This window comes from Arsukibacterium tuosuense (genome assembly GCF_900215315.1).
GTDB classification, from domain to species: domain Bacteria; phylum Pseudomonadota; class Gammaproteobacteria; order Enterobacterales; family Alteromonadaceae; genus Alishewanella; species Alishewanella tuosuense.
On record NZ_OBEB01000004.1, the window covers coordinates 359,304 to 377,734 of the forward strand.

Below are 18,431 nucleotides of genomic sequence, written 5' to 3' on the forward strand. Positions count from 1 at the left end.
TATCTGCTTTGAAATTATAGGGATATTTTAGAATGGTGTTATTGCGGTCGCTGGCAGTTGCCTTAAGTTTGTTACTTATTGGTTGTGGTGGTTCAAGTACCGAAAACAACAGTTCTACGTCTCCTCCTGAACCAGTCAGTTATACGCTTGCCGGCGAAGTGGTAAAAGGACCATGGCTGAATGCCAATATCCGGTTATACGAGTTGAGCAGGACAGCCCCGGAATTTAAAGGCTCCCAGGTCGCAAGCACCCGCACGGGTAATGATGGCCGATTCAAAAATCTGAAAGTTGTGGCACCAAAAGCTGAGTATTATTTGCTTGTCGCCAGCGTCGATACCGCGACGACGGAACTGGTGACTGAGCAGGTGCCCTATGCCAAATCAATGATGGCTATTGTTAGTCGTGCTCAGGTTGAGTCTAACAGCAAAGTTAATGTCACTCCGTTTTCGACTTTACTTACCCATATGGTAATAATTGATTTAGTGGATGACAGCGATGCCATTGTCTCTTCGATAATGGCTGACGCTTTAGAAAATATTCTGGCCACAGTTGGGTTTAATCTGAACGAAACAGCTGACTTGCTTTCAGCGTCTCCGCTGATTACCGACAGTGCAACACTACAAAGTGATTTCCGCTTTCGCCAGGCAAGCGAGGCACTTGCGGTAATACTTTTCCATTTAACGGTTAATACTGAAATCAATTTTGACGAGGCTCTTGCTGCGCTGGCTGAGGATATATCTGATGGCATTGTTGATAGCCAGAGAAATGGTGAACCCGTTGCCACGTTTGCTCAATTACCTGATTTAGTCGCAAGATGGCAGGCTTTGGCTGTACGGCATTTATCTGTTCCCGGGACGTCATTACTAACAGACGATGGCAAAGATATTACGTTGGATCAACTGCCTCTCTTGCTGCACGCCGAAGCATCGGCGTCAGGCGGTTCTGTTATGCTGAGCGATATCAATACGGTTGCCTTTGAAAATCGGATAAAATCTTTTGGTCCTGACCTGGATAGTGATGGCTATCCGGATGTTGTCGATGATGATATTGATGGCGACGGCTATCTCAATGCAAATGATGCTTTCCCCAGAGATGCAACGGAGTGGCTGGATACCGATGGTGATGGTCTTGGCAATAATGCGGATGCAGATGATGATAACGATGGCTACCCAGACAACGAGGATGCATTTCCACTGGACCCGACTGAATGGCTGGATACTGACGGCGATGGCATTGGTAATAATGCTGATCCGGATGACGATAACGACGGCTATACAGATGCGCAAGACGCGTTTCCATTAGACGCAACCGAGTGGCTGGATACCGACGGAGATGGTATCGGTAATAATGCCGATGCTGATGATGACAACGATGGCTACCCAGACAACGAGGATGCATTTCCACTGGACCCGACTGAATGGCTGGATACTGACGGCGATGGCATTGGTAATAATGCTGATCCGGATGACGATAACGACGGCTATACAGATGCGCAAGACGCGTTTCCATTAGACGCAACCGAGTGGCTGGATACCGACGGAGATGGTATTGGGAATAATGCCGATCCGGATGATGATAATGATGGCTACCCAGACAACGAGGATGCGTTTCCTCTGGATGCCAGCGAATGGCTGGATACTGATGGTGATGGCATTGGTAACAATGCTGATCCGGATGATGATAGTGATGGCGTTGCTGATGTAGACGATCTTTTTCCGTTAGATCCCAGTGAATCTGCGGATTATGACAGTGATGGTATTGGTGATAACAGTGATCCCGACCGTGATAATGATGGGATTCAGGATATTGAGGATGATGATTTAAATTCGCTGATTTATCGCGATCAGGTAATCAGTATCGATGTAGCGTTTCTGCAAAGTATTGCAGCCGTTGGCATGTCAGTTAGCGAAGATGATGATCGTATAATCATCACCGGTGGAGAAGTACACCTACCACCAACAGCCGAGAATGCCTGGTATTTATTGCAAAAAACGCTGCAAGTTGGTTTAGATAATGAGGCCCATGCAACTTTACGGCTAAGCCCCGGTACACTTTTAGCGGTTCAAAATGCCAAAAGCTCTTTGGTCGTTAGCCGGGGGTCAAAAATTATCGCCTTTGGTTACCGTCAAAGCCCTATTACCCTGACATCTGTTGAAGATGTTGAAGGCCTTGAAGCAATGCCGGGTCAATGGGGTGGCTTAACAGTTCTTGGTAAAGCTAAAAACAATCGCTGTAGTCCGGACGATTTGTGCACGATTGTCGCGCCTGGTCTGCAAATCGATAATTATCATGGCGGCAATCAAGCTGACGACAACTCAGGCATCCTTGAATATCTTCGGATTAAAAATGCAGGTTCCTCCAATAATTTCACCAGCGATACCCATGCCGGATTGGGACTATACAGTGTTGGTGCCAGTACTGTATTGAGCCATATTCATATTGATAGTGTTGCAGGTGATGGTTTGGCACTTGACGGTGGTAATGCGAAGTTAAAGCGGCTAATTGTGACTGGAGCAGCAGACGACAGCTTAGATTGGAGTTCTGGTTATACCGGGGACATGCAATTTGTATTGCTTCAGCACGCTGCAGACCACTCTAAAGCCAACAGAGCCATTGAAGCCGATAATGCATCATACGATGTTAATGCCATACCTGTGTCTAACCCGACGATTGCCAATCTAACGATAATTGGTAACAATTTTGACGGGGATGATGACTCTGAGGGGATTTTTCTTCGCCATGGAAGCCGCGGTTATATCAGCAATGCTATTGTTACCGGGCCTTCAGGAATGGGGGAGTGTCTTGAAATAGACGGCAACACTGTTGAATCGGCCAATTCTGGATTCTTAACCATAACTCACACAGTGATGGCATGCGAAAATGGCGAAAACTTCAAATCGCCGGCAAACTTTGACATTGAGTCATGGTTTTTGGCTCAAGCCGGCAATGCTGTCGAGTCTGAGCGCGATACGGTGCTAAACGGCTACTTTAGTTCCGTTAATGCCACGGCGATTGATTTATCAGTCGTTAATACGTTTTTTGAACAAACAGACTATATAGGGGCGGTAATTTCAGACGCAGACTGGACTGCCGACTGGTCACTGCTGGAAAAGTAAGTTTTGAAACTCTTGAAAAAGGCAACGCTTAATGTGTTGCTTTTTCATTTATTGAGCATGATCTCTTTCCTCCGATTGAGTCTTTCCAGTAATATCTGCGACCTTCGTTGATTGTGAATCCGGCTTGAGTTATACGGTAATTGTTACAACATACGCTATCAGACACGGCATACCCCAATTACACCTATTGATTATCAGCCTGATGGGGAAAGCCGCAGCTTTAGCCGCACCAAAGTTGGCGCGCAGGTGTCGCTGGTTTTTTAATTCAGGTTCAGGTAGGTCTTTATTTAGCCATCACAGACTTGTGAGGGGGGGCATTGCTTCTGGTTTTTCCCAGAAATTTCCGGTCGTGTCGATGGCTTAGAAATGACTATTTATGAGTAGCGTCAGGTAAATGAACCTCAGACAAGCGGAGATAAACTTTGCTCAGGCAGGCACTATAAATGGTTTTTTTCGCTATTCTCCAAAGACTTTGTAGCAATTTTTACCAACCGATTTTGCCTGATACATTGCATGATCTGCTTGCTTGATCAGCTGCTCGGCTGTGTATTGCTGACCTTTAAACACGCTAACGCCAATACTTGGTGTGCAAAAATGATAGTCGTTACCAAATTGATATGGGGTACCGAGTTCAGTAATAATTTTAGAAAGCACAGTGTTCAGCCATTCGTTATTCGGGTTGCTTTGTACCTTTGGCCCTTGTAATACCACGACAAACTCATCGCCACCAAAACGTGCTGCGGTATCTGACTCCCTGATGCAACTTACTAAACGTTCCGCTGTTTGCTTTAACAGCACATCGCCAGCTTGGTGGCCTTTACTATCATTCAGTGATTTGAAATTGTCCAGATCCAAAAAAATGACCGCAAACATCAGCTTGTCCCGCACTGCTGTTGCATACAGTTGATTTAGTCTGTCGAGCAATAATCTTCTGTTGGCTAACCCGGTCAAGCTGTCAAAGAAGGCTAAACGCCTGATTTCCGCCTCGGCTGTTTTAGCTTTGGTAATATCTCTGGCAATCTTGGAGGCACCAATAACTTTCCCGTGTTGGTTGCTAATCGGTGAAATGGTAACTGAGATGTCAATCAAAGTACCATTTTTGTGCAGTCGCTGAGTTTCAAAATGATCAACTTTCTCACCGTTGGCTATCCGTTTCAGTATCGCAGGTTCTTCGTGCAGACGGTTCGGTGGAATGATTATAGTCATGGATTGACCAATCATTTCTTCTGCGGTGTAACCAAAAATTTTTTCCGCGCCCAGATTCCAACTAGCGACGATACTCTGCATGTTTTTACTGATGATCGCATCATCTGAAGACTCAATTATCGACTTGAAATGCTCCATGTTAAGCTCAGCCAGCTTGCGTTGTGTCTTGGCCAGCCAGCCAAGCACACTTTCAGAATTTGTATCTGTGACGTGAATAGGCGTGAGAAAATTACCTTTCCCCAATTCGTGTATCCTGTTTTGTAGTTCCCGCACCGAGCAACCTATGATCCGTTTAAGTTGCTGGCCTATTTTAATGATTAGCAGTAGCAGTAATCCACCTAGTACAAACAGACAAACAGTAACAAAAATAAGTCTCTGATTGGCCAAATTTACGGCTCGTTGAGTTCGTTCAATGATCATTTGTTCGGTTGCAATTATAGGTCGCATTATTTCGCTTTTCATCGACGTGAAGTAATTATCTGCCAGCATAGCGAGTGCTTGTTCACGTTTTAGCGGATTTGTTGGTGTATCCTCTTCTACCAGCGAAATGGCCTTGTTTTCAACGGTAACCAACATATCTGATTTTTGTTTGGACAGTTGCAGATTGGCCAGCTCAGCGTCGGTAATGCCTGCCTGGTGCATCAAGTCAAGTAGTGAAATGGCTTCGCCAGTTTCGGTAGTGGACGAACCAAATTGGTCAGTATCTAATGCTTTTAAGTCCCAATAAGCTAAGCTGTAATTTTTTGGCCGGGGCCTGATACCGTCTCTTATTTCAACAACTGCTCTGAATTGCTCCTTGTATAACGGGTTTCCGGTAATAATATAAGTGCGGACAAGTCTGGCTAAATCGTTTGACGACTGACGAAGCTCTGCTGCCAGCCGAATAGATTGCTCGCGGTTTTCGATTGCAGCTTCATATCTGAGTTGCTCATATACCAACACAATAAAACTGAGCCCTAGTAAAAAGACAATTACCAGCATTGAATATAGATACAACTTGAACGTTGAAGGTTGGTCTCGCCAGTTTTTCATCCGATTACTTTCCCAGTATCTTATTGCCTGGTGATATGCAGAGATTTAAAAAATACCGCAACAAAGTTGGCCGCCATAAGAAGCAACTGCTAATTAGCGAATTTTTTTAAAAGAGCACATCATCAATAAATTTGGGCCTGGCAAAGTAATAGCCTTGTCCCTTTTTGCAGCCGAGCTTACTTAGAATGTCCAGTTGCTGCTTTGTTTCCACCCCTTCAGCAATAACATCCAGATTAACAGCCTGGGCGATTGCTATTACGGCGGCAACTAACTTTTGACCTGTCTCATCGGTAATTTCATCAATAAAACTTTTATCAATTTTTAATGTATCAACGGCCAGTTTGCGGATATAACTTAATGACGAGTATCCGGTACCGAAATCATCAATTGAGATTTTAATGCCGCTTTGCCGCAGCCATTGCAGGTTTTTCTCAACTTGCGGACTCATTTCCAGCAGGACACTTTCGGTTACCTCTAAATCAAGTAATTCCAGCGGCACATCTAGCTTGTTTGATAATGTAAAAATGTAATCTATCAGCGCGGCATCGCCAAAGTGGCAAGAGGTGATATTGACAGCGATGGGTAAGAGACGGATATCTTGGTCTATCGAACGCCGAATAGTTTGAAAAACAGTTTTTAAGACGTAGCGGTCAACTTGTATTGCTAATGACATTTCTTCAGCAATTTTAATAAATTCAATGGGTGATACGCTGCCAAGAATGGGGTCTTGCCAGCGCAGTAGTGCTTCATAACCAATGGTTTGATTACTGAGTAAATCCACTTTAGGCTGTAAAAAAACTTGTAGTAAATTTTCGTCCAGTGCAACGCCCAAACGTTGCTCCACGTCAAGCCGCCGCTGTAAAGACGAATGAAAATCCAGATCGTAAAAGGCCACGTTGTTTTGGCTTTGCTTAGCTTTGGGTAGCGCTGACTCAGCCTGGCGGATAACCGTACCGATATCAACAGCGTCGTCCGGGAACAAAGCGATGCCAATTTTAGCGTTGACTTTTATTTTGTGCTCACCAATAAAATAAGGCTGCTTAAGGCTGTCCAGTATGCTCTGCGCTAATTGTTTTGCTGCAGTTGACGTTGCAATTTCAACGGCCACAATGAATTCATCTGCACCAGGGCGACATAACAAAGCAGGCTGCGGCAGCGCTATTTTTAAGCGCTTTGCGGTTTCAACCAAGATCTTATCGCCAATGTTAAAGCCGAAGCGGTTGTTGATAAGATTGAGATGATTGTAATCGAGATAAAAAATGGCGTAGTGCTCTGCTGTCGTCCAATTATCAAATGATTGGGTAAATGCATCGATATTTAGCAGGCCGGTTAGGGCATCATGGTTCTTTAAAAATGTCGCCTGACGGATAGCTTCTTCTTTTTCAGAAATATCAATGCCAAATCCCTGAATTTCAGTTGAACCTGTATTGTCTTGAACCCGGGTAAACCACCACTCAATGTTAAACTTGCTACCTTTGCGAAGCATGACGCTCTTGAAATGGGTCTGCTGCATGGCTTCACTGTTGGCGACCTCGAGCAATACTTGTTGCATCTCAATTTTGTCATCCGGTATAAAATTAATTAATTTCAGACCGAGCATTTCGTCTTCATTGCAGTTAAAAACGGTTTGAAAAGTTTGATTGGCGAAGGTGATGTTATAGTTGCTGTCCAACCTGCAGATAATCTGACCTTGGCACTCGACAATGCTTTTATAGCGCTGCTCGGCTGTGGCTAGCTGCAGCAGTGCATCCTGATAGCTGGTTAAGTCGTGACACACGCCGATATAAAAGTCGCCGTCTTCGGTAAGTGCTTTGCCAACAGACAACCGCATTGGAAAGATATCACCATTTTTTTTCAAGCCGGACACGTCACGGCCAATGCCGATTATTTGCGCGGTACCACCCATGGCGTAGTTATGCAGGTAACCATCATGCGCCTCGCGGTAGGGCGACGGCATTAAAACCTTAATATTCTGGCCGATAACCTCTTCTTTCATGTAGCCAAACAGCCGTTCCGCCGCTTTATTAAAGCTGTCTATAATGCCGGTTTTATTAATCGTGATAATGCCGTCAACTGCGGCATCGAACAGCGCATTGTGCAAAGACTCTATTTGCAGTTTTTCTGACAGTTTTTTGCTGTAATCGGATAAATCGTGATAAATGCCAATGTAATACAGCGATTGTTTAATACGGGCCGGACAGGCAGACAAGTGCATTGGAAACTCAGTGCCATCGCTTTTTAAGCCGATAACATCCCGGCCACGACCAATAATCGATGCATTGCCAGTTTTTTGGTGATTATTCAGGTATGAGACGTATTCTGTGCGGAATGGCTCCGGCATCAGCATATTGACACTTTTGCCAATACATTCATTGGCCTTGCAGTTAAACAATACTTCGGCAGAACTGGAAAAATGTAGGATAATCCCGTTGTGGTCAATCACGACGATCGCATCCGTGGCGGATGTCATCATTGCGCGATACAGCAGGCCTAAGTCTTCTGGCATTTCTTGCATAATTAATTATCTCTTAAAGCGTACCACCAGCTCATGCAGTTCATCGGCTATTTTGTTCAGGTAAGTTATGGTGTCTGACAACTTTACTGAGCTTTCAGTACTGGCGTCGGCAAGTGTTGAGATGCTAACAATTTGTTTGTTAATATCTTCTGCGACATGAGCCTGCTCCTCTACAGCCGAAGCCATATGTGTGGACATCTGGGCTATCTGATTAACGGCCTCTGAAATGCCGGATAACATGGTGCCACTTTCAACCACGTGCAACAGACCATCCTCTGCGTCTTTCGCTCCTGCATCAGCTATGTCAACTGCTTCGCTGGCGCGGCCGGTCAATTCGGTGACGATGGTGTAAATTTCTTTGGTGGATTGCTGAGTGCGGCGAGCCAGATTTCTGACCTCCTCCGCCACCACCGCGAAACCCCTTCCTTGCTCGCCCGCTCTGGCGGCTTCGATAGCGGCATTTAACGCCAGCAGATTGGTCTGATCGGCAATTTGCTCGATCATCTGTGCTGCCTCAGCAATTTTTGTTGTTTGTTCGGATACGCCCCGTACAGAACTACCAATCTTCAGTACGGTATTTTTTAATTGTTGAATAGACCCATGGGTCACGTTGGCAACATTGGTACCCCGCCTTGCAAGTTCATTCGCGGTATCTGCATTAGTTGCAGTGTCGCTGACATGGCGGGCCACTTCAGCAATAGTGGTGGTCATTTCATTCATGGCTGTCGCAACCTGCATAGTTTCAGCCTGCTGGCTCTCAATATCTTTGCGGGTTTGGACTGTCAGAGCAGCACCTGCTTCTGACTGCTTGGCAACAGTCAGCGCTGCACTTTCAATGCGGGTGATAACAGTACCCAAATGGGCTAACTGACTGAGTATTGCGACTTGCAGCTTGCCTAAAGCTCCGGATTCGTCGGTATAACTTCTGACGGCAAGCTCATCTGAAAATGCATGGCTGAGCATCTTGTTTAACGTCGCCAGCGTTTTCTGCCTGTTAAGTGACACCCAAATGGCAAAAATCACTACCGTCGCTAACAGCACCCCTTCCGATAGTTGTTTAAAGCCCAGCATGAAAATAACAAAGCAAACAGCAATGGAGACAATCAGGAAAATGTTTTCAGCTGACACCGCCAGAGAGGTCGTCTGCCCCTTACCAGCATTGATGCTTTGGTACAGGCTGGTAGCGCGCTCAACGTCTTGTCTGGCAGGGCAGGAGCGAACTGATTCATATCCGACAATTTCGCCATGCACGGTAACCGGCGTAACATACGCATCGACCCAGTAATAATCGCCATTTTTGCAACGATTTTTAACCAGCCCCATCCAGGGCTTACCCGCTTTAAGATGCGCCCACATCACTTTAAATGCTTCAGTTGGCATATCCGGATGTCGGACAATGTTGTGTGGTTGGCCGATTAATTCAGTTTTTTTAAAGCCGCTTATTTCGACAAAAGCGTCATTACACTGCTCAATGGTGCCGTCTTTATTTGTTACTGAGATCAGTTTAGTGGCCTGACCAAATGTTCTTTCTACAGCAGTAACAGGAGCATTGTTGCGCATGGTAGTCCTTAGGGTCCACTACGGACTTGGCAGCAGAGAGGCTATGGCTTGAGAATTTTATGCAACTTAACGCTAATTTTTTGACTTTGCAATGAGCTGAGTCAAAAAAAATGACGTAATAAATCAATTTAAAGTGATTTATTGCGTCATTCTACTGATTGGGCTTTTCAACGAAAATGGCAAAGTTTGTGTCAACAGAATATTGCGGTGCTGATGAATAGTATAGAGAAACCCTCACTGTCAATACGTGTTGGTCGGCTGATAGCTGAACATCGTAAGAGTGAAGGCCTCACGCAGGCGAAGCTATCGGAAATGATGCAGGTTGAAAAAGAGACCCTAAGCCGGATTGAAACCGGAAAAATCTCACCGTCTTTGGACAGAATTGAACAAATAGCATCGTTACTACATCGCCCGGTGTACGACTTTTTTCTTGAGCCGACAGAAAACGATTTGGAGCACTCTATTTTAGAGATGTTTCAAAATATGAATGTTGAGCAAAAGAAATATGTGTATATCATCATCCGTGAACTGACTAAGCTAACCAGTTACTCTTCAGTGAAAAGTTAGAATTCCACACCTCTTATTTAGCCATCTAAACGTATAGAAGTTGACTTTGCCGGCTGTTTTGCGCACCATAGCGGTTATGTCAGTTAACCAGGTGTGGCTATGCCTATTAAAGTGATCGATCAGTTGCCGGCGGTGGAAGCGCTGTCGGCAGAAAATGTGTTTGTGATGACCGAGAGCCGGGCGCAGTCGCAGGATATCCGGCCGCTGAAAATTGCCATTTTAAACCTGATGCCCAATAAAATTGCCACTGAGGTGCAATTGCTGCGCTTGCTGGCGAACAGCCCGCTGCAGGTGGATGTCGATTTACTGCGGATTGATGATCATGTCAGTAAGAATACCCCACCGAGTCATTTAAACTGCTTTTATCGCTATTTCTCTGAAGTACAACAGCAAAAGTATGATGGCCTGATTATTACCGGCGCGCCGCTGGGGCTGGTCGATTACGAAGATGTTACCTACTGGAACCAGTTTGGCGACATTTTGCGCTGGGCTGATAACAACGTTACTTCCACCTTATTTTTATGTTGGGCCGCCCATGCCGCGCTTTATCAATACTACGGCTTGCAGCGGGAAATTCGCGGTCAGAAGCTGTCCGGTGTCTACTGGCAGCAGGTAACCCAGCCACTGTGCCCATTAGTGCGTGGTTTTGATGATGAGTTTTTAGTACCGCACTCGCGTTATGCCCAGGTGCCGAAACAAAAGTACCAGCAGCATGATGACTTACATATTCTGGCCGAAGCAGATGTTACCGGTGCTTATTTGCTGCAGAACAGCAGCGGCAGCCGGGTGTTTGTTACCGGCCATCCGGAGTATGACTTAACCACCCTGGATGAAGAATACCAGCGTGATATTGCTACCGGCGCTACGCCTAAACTGCCGGAAAATTATTATCGTAATAACGACCCGTTACAGGGGCCGCAAAAGCTGTGGCAAAGCCATGCTTTTCTATTGTTCAGCAACTGGCTGAATTATTATGTATATCAGGCTACGCCATTTGAACTGCAGCAGATTGGCCGTTCGGCGTAAGCCAACCAGACAGATTACAGAAAAGAGTATTTTATGACCGCAAGATTGACGCCTGAACATTTTCGTAAGCTGCTTGCCGAACGCATTCTGGTGCTGGATGGCGCCATGGGTACCATGATCCAGCAGCACCGGCTGGAAGAAGCCGACTACCGCGGCGAAGAGTTTGCACAATGGCCGAGCGACGTTAAAGGTAACAACGATTTACTGGTGTTAAGTCAGCCGGATTTAATTGCCGATATTCACCGCCAGTATCTGCTTGCCGGGGCCGATATTGTTGAAACCAACAGCTTTAATGCTACCACCATCGCGATGGCGGATTATCAGATGGAAGGCTTGTCGGCCCGGATTAACCGCGAAGCGGCAGCAATAGCAAGGAAAGTCTGTGATGAAGTCACCGCGCTGGAGCCACACAAACCGCGCTTTGTCGCCGGCGTATTGGGGCCCACTAACCGCACGGCGTCGATATCGCCCGATGTTAATGACCCAGGTTTTCGTAATGTCAGCTTTGATGAGTTAGTCGAGGCCTATACCGAGTCGACCCATGCTCTGATAGAGGGCGGCGCCGATATTATTATGCTGGAAACCATTTTCGATACCTTAAACGCCAAGGCGGCGGCATTTGCGGTGCTGAAAGTGTTTGATGAAGTGGGCTTTAAACTGCCGGTGATGATCTCTGGCACTATTACCGATGCCTCCGGCCGGACTTTATCGGGCCAGACCACCGAAGCCTTTTACCATAGCCTGGCTCATGTTGAGCCGGTGTGTTTTGGCCTGAATTGCGCGCTGGGCCCGGATTTATTGCGCCCTTACGTCGAAACCTTGTCCGGCGTATCAGAAGCTTATGTATCGGTACACCCGAATGCCGGCTTGCCAAATGAGTTTGGCGAATATGATTTGGGTGCTGTAGAGATGGCGGCCGAAATTGCCGATTGGGCAGCGCAGGGCTTTCTCAATATTGTCGGCGGCTGCTGTGGCACCACGCCAGAGCATATTAAAGCCATAGCGGATGCGGTAAAAGCTGCGCCGCCGCGCCAGCCCAAAGCACCGAGCCATAGTTTTAACTTAGCCGGCCTTGAAGCCTTTTCTGTGGAGTGGTAATGCGACAACAGGCCCGATTTATCAATGTAGGCGAGCGGACTAATGTAACTGGCTCAGCCAGATTTAAAAAACTGATTTTAAACGGCGATTATGAAGCGGCGCTTGATGTCGCGCGCCAGCAAGTGGAAAACGGTGCCCAGATCATCGATATCAACATGGATGAGGCTATGCTCGACAGCAAGGCTGCCATGGTGCGCTATTTAAGTTTGCTGGCATCAGAGCCGGACATTTCGCGGGTGCCGATTATGGTCGACTCGTCGAAATGGGAAGTGATTGAAGCGGCGCTGAAATGTATTCAGGGTAAGGCAGTGGTGAACTCTATTTCCCTGAAAGAAGGTGAAGCTCCGTTCTTACAACAGGCCCGTTTGTTGCGCCGTTATGGTGCGGCAGTGGTGGTAATGGCCTTTGATGAGCAGGGCCAGGCTGATACCAAAATACGGAAGGTCGAGATATGCCAGCGTGCTTATAAAATTCTGACCGAACAAATTGGTTTCCCGCCGCAGGACATTATTTTTGACCCGAATATTTTTGCGGTCGCTACCGGCATTGAAGAGCATAACAATTACGCGGTCGACTTTATTGAAGCCACCCGCGAGATAAAGCGTTTATGCCCGCATGCCAAAATCTCTGGTGGCGTGTCGAATGTGTCGTTCTCGTTCCGTGGTAATGATGCGGTGCGTGAAGCCATTCATTCAGTATTTTTATATCACGCTGTCGCTGCTGGTATGGATATGGGTATTGTTAATGCCGGCCAGCTAACGGTGTATGACGATATTCCGCCGCTGTTAAAAGAACGGGTCGAAGACGTTATTCTGAACCGGCGCGATGACGCCACCGAGCGGCTGCTGGAGATTGCTGCCCAGTTTAAAGGCGATGGCAGCGTCGCCGAAAAAATCGATGACGCCTGGCGCAGCCTGCCGGTAAATAAGCGGCTTGAACATGCATTGGTTAAAGGCATTACCGACTTTATTGATGTTGATACCGAAGAAGCACGCCAGCAGGCGGCAAAGCCACTGCATGTGATTGAAGGGCCGTTAATGGACGGCATGAACGTGGTAGGGGATTTATTCGGTGAAGGCAAAATGTTTCTGCCGCAAGTGGTTAAATCGGCCCGGGTGATGAAAAAAGCCGTGGCCTATTTGCAACCTTTTATCGAGCTGGAAAAAGAAGGTGGCCGGGCTCAGGGCAAGGTTCTGTTGGCCACAGTAAAAGGCGATGTGCACGATATCGGTAAAAACATCGTCGGTGTAGTGCTGCAATGTAATAACTTTGAAGTAATAGATTTAGGCGTGATGGTGCCCTGCGCTGAGCTATTAAGGGTAGCGAAAGAGCGTGACGTTGATGTCATTGGTTTATCCGGCCTGATTACCCCGTCGCTGGATGAAATGGTCCATGTCGCCAAAGAGATGACCCGCTTAGGCTTTACCCAGCCGCTGTTAATTGGTGGTGCCACTACCTCTAAGGCGCACACCGCAGTAAAAATTGAGCCTAATTACGCCAATGGCGTAGTATATGTCCCCAATGCCTCGCGCAGTGTCTCGGTGGTGCAATCTCTTATTACTCCGGAGAGTAAAACCGATTATTTAGCCCGAATTAAAGGCGAATATGTGGTGGCGCGCGAGCAACATGCCCGTTCGCGCCCCGGTGAAAAGCTGCTCAGTTTAGCTGAGGCTAAAGCGAATAAATTTCAGCTTGATTTAAGCAAAGTGGCGCCGGCACCTAAGCAGCCCGGCGTGCACTTATGGCCGGATGTTGATCTCAATATTTTGCGCGACTATATTGACTGGACGCCGTTCTTTTTAACCTGGCAGTTGTCGGGCAAATACCCGGCCATTTTAAACCATGCCGAAGTGGGCATTGAGGCGCGCAAATTATTTAAGGACGCCAACGCCATGCTCGATAGCATGATTAACGATGGCCATGTTAAAGGCAAAGCGGTATTTGGGTTATTTCCGGCCAATAGTGATGGTGACGATATCGTGGTTTATACCGACGAGAGCCGCAGTGTCGAAAAAGTCCGGTTATATAACCTGCGCCAGCAGTTACAGCTTAGAAATAATGCACCTAACTGCAGTCTGGCTGACTTTATTGCCCCGATTGACAGTGGGGTAAAAGATTATATCGGCGGCTTTGCTGTCAGCACCGGCTTTGGCGCGGACGAGTTTGCCGCTAAATTTGCTGCCGAGCACGATGATTACAACAGCATTATGGTAAAGGCGCTGGCAGACCGTCTGGCTGAAGCCTTAGCGGAATACCTGCATTTAAAAGTACGGCGTGAGTACTGGGGCTATGCTGCGGATGAAGAGCTGAGCAACGAGCAGCTTATTCGTGAACTGTACAAGGGCATCCGGCCGGCACCGGGTTATCCGGCCTGTCCGGAGCACACCGAAAAAGGGTCCTTGTGGCAGTTGCTGGATGTCGAAGCACAAACCGGTATAGTACTGACTGAAAGTTATGCTATGTGGCCGGGCGCCGCAGTCAGCGGCTGGTACTTTGGTCACCCGGACAGCAAGTACTTTGCGGTCAGTAAAATTGGTGAAGATCAACTAACCGATTATGCCAGCAAAAAAGGCTGGAGCCGCCAGCAGGCAGAAAGCTGGCTGGCACCCAATATTCGCTAATGGCCGAGTACCTGTTGCAGTTTGGCGGCCAACCCGGCCAGCTCAACAGGTTTGGTAATAATATCGGTAAAGCCACTTTGCCTAATCCGGCTCATCAGCTCAGCAGAGTGATGGGCGGTCAGGGCGATAACAGGAATCCCATTCAGCGTTGGCTGCTGGCGTAACGCCTGCAGGGTGGCGAAGCCATCCATCTCAGGCATTTCAATATCCAGCAAAATAAGCGCGGGTTCATGCTGTTGCAGCCAGTCTAACGCAAGCTGACCACCGCTGACCACATGTGCCTGATAATCCAGTTTTTCCAGCATCAGTTGCAACAGATTCTGATTAAAATAGTTATCATCAATCACCAGGATCTGAGAATTTACGGCGGCGGGTTCTGCTGGCTCTTCCGATGGCTGGGCTGGCTCGCTACTGCTGGCAAGTGGCAGGGATAGACTAAAACTAAAGGTACTGCCTGCGCCAGGCTGGCTGGTTAGCTTAAGTTCAGAGTCCATTATTTGTAACAGTCGCTGACAAATCGTCAGGCCCAGGCCGGTACCACCATATTTGCGACTGACCGAATTATCTGCTTGCTGAAATGGCTGAAATAACTGGGCTTGCGCCGCCGCACTGATGCCAATACCGGTGTCGCTAATCGCAAAATGCAGCTGGTCGGTGCCTGGCGCCGCGATCTGCAAGCGGATACTGCCTTGATCAGTAAACTTAATCGCATTGCTCAGCAGGTTCATTAGTACCTGACTTAAACGCAGCGGATCGCCACAGCGCCAGTCGGGTATGTCGTCCGGCAGCAGGCGTTGATAACTCAGGCCCTTAGCCGTTATCTGGTTACTGAATAAATCTTCTACCTGACTAAGGGTTTCGCGTAGCGAAAAGTCCGTTTGTTCCAGCTGCAGTTTACCGGCCTCAATTTTCGAGAAGTCGAGGATGTCATTAATAATACTCAGCAGAATTTTTCCGGCAGAGCGGATTTTCTGCAGATAATGCTGTTTTTGGCTTACCGCAGGTGTGGCCTCGGCCAGCTCGGCGAAGCCCAGCACGGCATTCAGTGGCGTGCGTAATTCGTGGCTCATATTCGCCAGAAATTGTGCTTTGGCCATGTTGGCGTTTTCTGCTGTTTCCCGGGCCTGTTGAAGTTGTTGCATCGCCTGCTCGAGATGTTCAGTGCGGATATTGACCTGCTGAGTCAGGCGCTGCTGTTCAACAATAGCGCTGTGCATCCGCCAGCGGTGCAATAAATACAGCAGGGTTATGGCCAGTAACAGGTAAGCTAGCAGCATGCTCCAGTGCCAGTACCAGGGGCTGGCTATCTGAAAGTGCAGGCTGTCTGCAACACTGACCTGGCCTGTGACATTTCTTGCTCTGAGCTGGAACTGGTAGCGGCCACTTTTTAAATTGGTGTAGTCCCGATAATGTTCATGCCGCCAGCTGGACCAGTCATCATCGTGGCCCAGCAGACGCACTTGCAACTGGTCGGGCTGGAGCGGGTTGTAATTAGGGCTACTGAACTGAAACCGCAGGTTTCGCTGCTCGCTGCTAAGTTGGATTAACTCGGGTAGTTCACCGCCAGCGTAGATCGCCTGCTGTTGGTCAACCAATATTTTGCGCAGTAATGGCGGCTTTGGCTGGTGTTGCTGGTACTGATCATCGGCAAAGCGGAAAATGCCCTCAGCCCCACCAAACCAGACTAGTGGCAGTTCAACCAGCATCGTGTCCAGCGGAATATCGGCTAAAGGTTGCAGGGCACTGCCTTGCCATTGGTATTGGCCGTTAGCATCGGGGGTGGCAACGCCCGCTGAGCGTTTACCATTGACGTTATCCCATAACAACATCCAGACCCGGCCTTGCTGGTCGATGGTTGGGTTGCGAACCCAGGGTTGCTCGCCACTAAACAGGCCGTTAAAAGCACTGGCCTGTTCAAATTGCTGTAACGCGGCGTTATAGCTAAGGATACCGCGAACAGAAGCGATAACCAGTTTTTCATTAAACAGATGGACGGTATTTCTGTTAAGGCTGGGCAGCCCCTGCTCTTTGGTAAACCGCTTTATTGCCAGTGGTACTGACGCGCCGCCTTGCCAGGAAGCCGGCAGTTGCAGCCGGTATACCCCATGGGCCAGGGTGCCCAGCCAGAGCTGGCCATTGGCCAGTTCGACAATACTGTTTAAGTTACCTTCAACCCCAGGCACCCGGCCTTCGTCCTGCCACTGGCCGTCAACATAGCGCATGGTTGCCAGGCCATCCTGCAAGCCAACATACACCCGGTTCGGGTCGAGGCTGGATACCTGCAGAATCTTGCTGGCCTGGTTAGACGGTCGGACAAGGGTAACCTGCTCATCAGCCAGCTGGTACACGCCGTCATTATTTGCGATCAGGAGATGCTGGCCGAACTCGGCAAAGCCCCAGGTTTGTTTTTGCAGCGGAGCTATTCGGATAAAATGGCCACTACCATCTTCCCGGGCCTCTAGCCTGAACAATCCCAGGCTGGTGCCGGCGTAGAGTTGTTGTTGATAGCGGGTCAGCGCAAGCACATTACCGGCCAGACCACTGGCACCGTGATGGGCGGTAATAGCCGAGTTCAGGTCGATCCGGGAGAGGCCATGGTCCAGACCCAGCCAGAGTCCGCCCTGATGATCCTGATATAAGGCCCGGACATTCTGGTCGAGTAAACCGGAATTGCGGTTGTAGTGACCCACCAGTTTGCCTTGCTTGTTCAGAATAAACACGCCGTTTTGCACGGTTCCCAGCGCAATATCGCCATTATTCAGGGTCAGGCCGCTGTAAAGTACAGCTTCTTTTATTTGCTGATCATATGCCGTAGTAAAACGCGTAACGCCGTCGGAACTAAGCAGGTACAAACCGGTTTCCCGGCTACCTGCCAGCAGTGTGGTGTCGTCGAATGCCTCGAGCACAAAAAGGCTTTCCTTTGCAAAATGCTCGCCGCCAGGCACTAACTGAAAATTATCCTGCTGCAGTACCAGCAGGCCGGTGCCTTCTTCCCGGATGTAAAGCTGCTGATTGACCCAAAATGCTTTTAAAAAACTGCTGTTGCTGCGCCAGACATCTATTTTTTCGTTGCGTAACCGGAATACATAGTCGCGACTGGCAAAGTAAACACTGTCGTCACTGACAAAGGTTTGCCTGACATCGCGAAAATCCCGGAAGCTCTCAGGGACCAGGTGCAGCAGCGACTGAAAACGGGATTGGCCCTCGCTGTGATCGATATAGCCAATATCCCCTTTTGCACCGACATAAACCCGGCCATCAGCTGATAACGCAAGAGAGCGGGCAACCGATTTATTACTGGTTTGCAAGGTGCGCCAGCTTTGGCCATCGTATTCAATTACACCAACATTATTGCCAACATACAGCACACCACGTTGGTCCTGCAGCAATGCCCAGTTTTGGGTGCCGGCATGATAATCTTTTGGCTTCAGGTTATGCAGCATCGGCATACCATGTTCAAAAGTTGCCGCCCGGGCACAGAGCTGCAGCGCTATAGCAGTAATAACTAGCAACGTAATGCACAGCAGCCCATGCCTGTGGTAGCGGGACAGATTAACGTCGGACACAGTGAACTCCATTTCTTTGCCGTCGCCGGCAGGCTGACTAACAGACTATCTTACCTGCTGTAGCCAGCCTCGCCAAGTACCCGGGCTAACGTGGTCAGGGTAAAAAGCTATAACGGAGGGGACA

At 48.2% G+C, this 18,431-nt stretch carries 9 protein-coding genes; 5 read left to right on the forward strand and 4 right to left on the reverse strand.

Going from position 1 to position 18,431, the window contains the following annotated elements:
- Nucleotides 1–32: 32 nt before the first annotated feature.
- The gene (locus tag CRO03_RS10590; protein WP_097111597.1) at nucleotides 33–3,116 is read left to right on the forward strand and encodes a hypothetical protein; all 3,084 of its coding nucleotides are present in this window, start codon (nucleotides 33–35) and stop codon (nucleotides 3,114–3,116) included.
- A gap of 456 nt (nucleotides 3,117–3,572) precedes the next feature.
- On the opposite strand, the gene CRO03_RS10595 is transcribed toward CRO03_RS10590, so the two are convergent.
- From CRO03_RS10595 to CRO03_RS10605, 3 genes are all read right to left on the reverse strand, one after another.
- Nucleotides 3,573–5,354, reverse strand: coding sequence for a diguanylate cyclase domain-containing protein (locus CRO03_RS10595; protein WP_097111598.1), 1,782 nt, complete (start codon nucleotides 5,352–5,354; stop codon nucleotides 3,573–3,575).
- Between the two features lie 106 nt (nucleotides 5,355–5,460).
- Nucleotides 5,461–7,869 (reverse strand): EAL domain-containing protein, encoded by a 2,409-nt coding sequence (locus CRO03_RS10600; RefSeq protein WP_097111599.1) that lies wholly within the window; start codon nucleotides 7,867–7,869, stop codon nucleotides 5,461–5,463.
- A gap of 6 nt (nucleotides 7,870–7,875) precedes the next feature.
- Nucleotides 7,876–9,429, reverse strand: coding sequence for a methyl-accepting chemotaxis protein (locus CRO03_RS10605; protein ID WP_097111600.1), 1,554 nt, complete (start codon nucleotides 9,427–9,429; stop codon nucleotides 7,876–7,878).
- Between the two features lie 141 nt (nucleotides 9,430–9,570).
- Between CRO03_RS10605 and CRO03_RS10610 the strand changes: the two genes are divergently transcribed.
- From CRO03_RS10610 to metH, 4 genes are all read left to right on the forward strand, one after another.
- Nucleotides 9,571–9,996, forward strand: a complete 426-nt coding sequence (locus CRO03_RS10610) for a helix-turn-helix domain-containing protein (RefSeq protein ID WP_141397746.1) — start codon at nucleotides 9,571–9,573, stop codon at nucleotides 9,994–9,996.
- Between the two features lie 99 nt (nucleotides 9,997–10,095).
- Complete coding sequence (locus CRO03_RS10615) at nucleotides 10,096–11,022, forward strand: homoserine O-succinyltransferase (RefSeq protein WP_097111602.1); 927 nt, start codon at nucleotides 10,096–10,098, stop codon at nucleotides 11,020–11,022.
- A 33-nt stretch (nucleotides 11,023–11,055) separates the two neighbouring features.
- A complete protein-coding gene (locus tag CRO03_RS10620; RefSeq protein WP_097111603.1) occupies nucleotides 11,056–12,120 on the forward strand; it encodes a homocysteine S-methyltransferase family protein in 1,065 nt (354 codons plus the stop codon).
- Nucleotides 12,120–14,741, forward strand: a complete 2,622-nt coding sequence (gene metH, locus CRO03_RS10625) for a methionine synthase (RefSeq protein ID WP_097111604.1) — start codon at nucleotides 12,120–12,122, stop codon at nucleotides 14,739–14,741. Before CRO03_RS10620 ends, metH begins: the two co-directional genes overlap by 1 nt.
- On the opposite strand, the gene CRO03_RS10630 is transcribed toward metH, so the two are convergent.
- Entirely contained in the window at nucleotides 14,738–18,307 is a 3,570-nt protein-coding gene (locus CRO03_RS10630; RefSeq protein ID WP_245861600.1) for a hybrid sensor histidine kinase/response regulator, read from the reverse strand. The genes metH and CRO03_RS10630 overlap by 4 nt on opposite strands.
- Nucleotides 18,308–18,431: the final 124 nt, after the last annotated feature.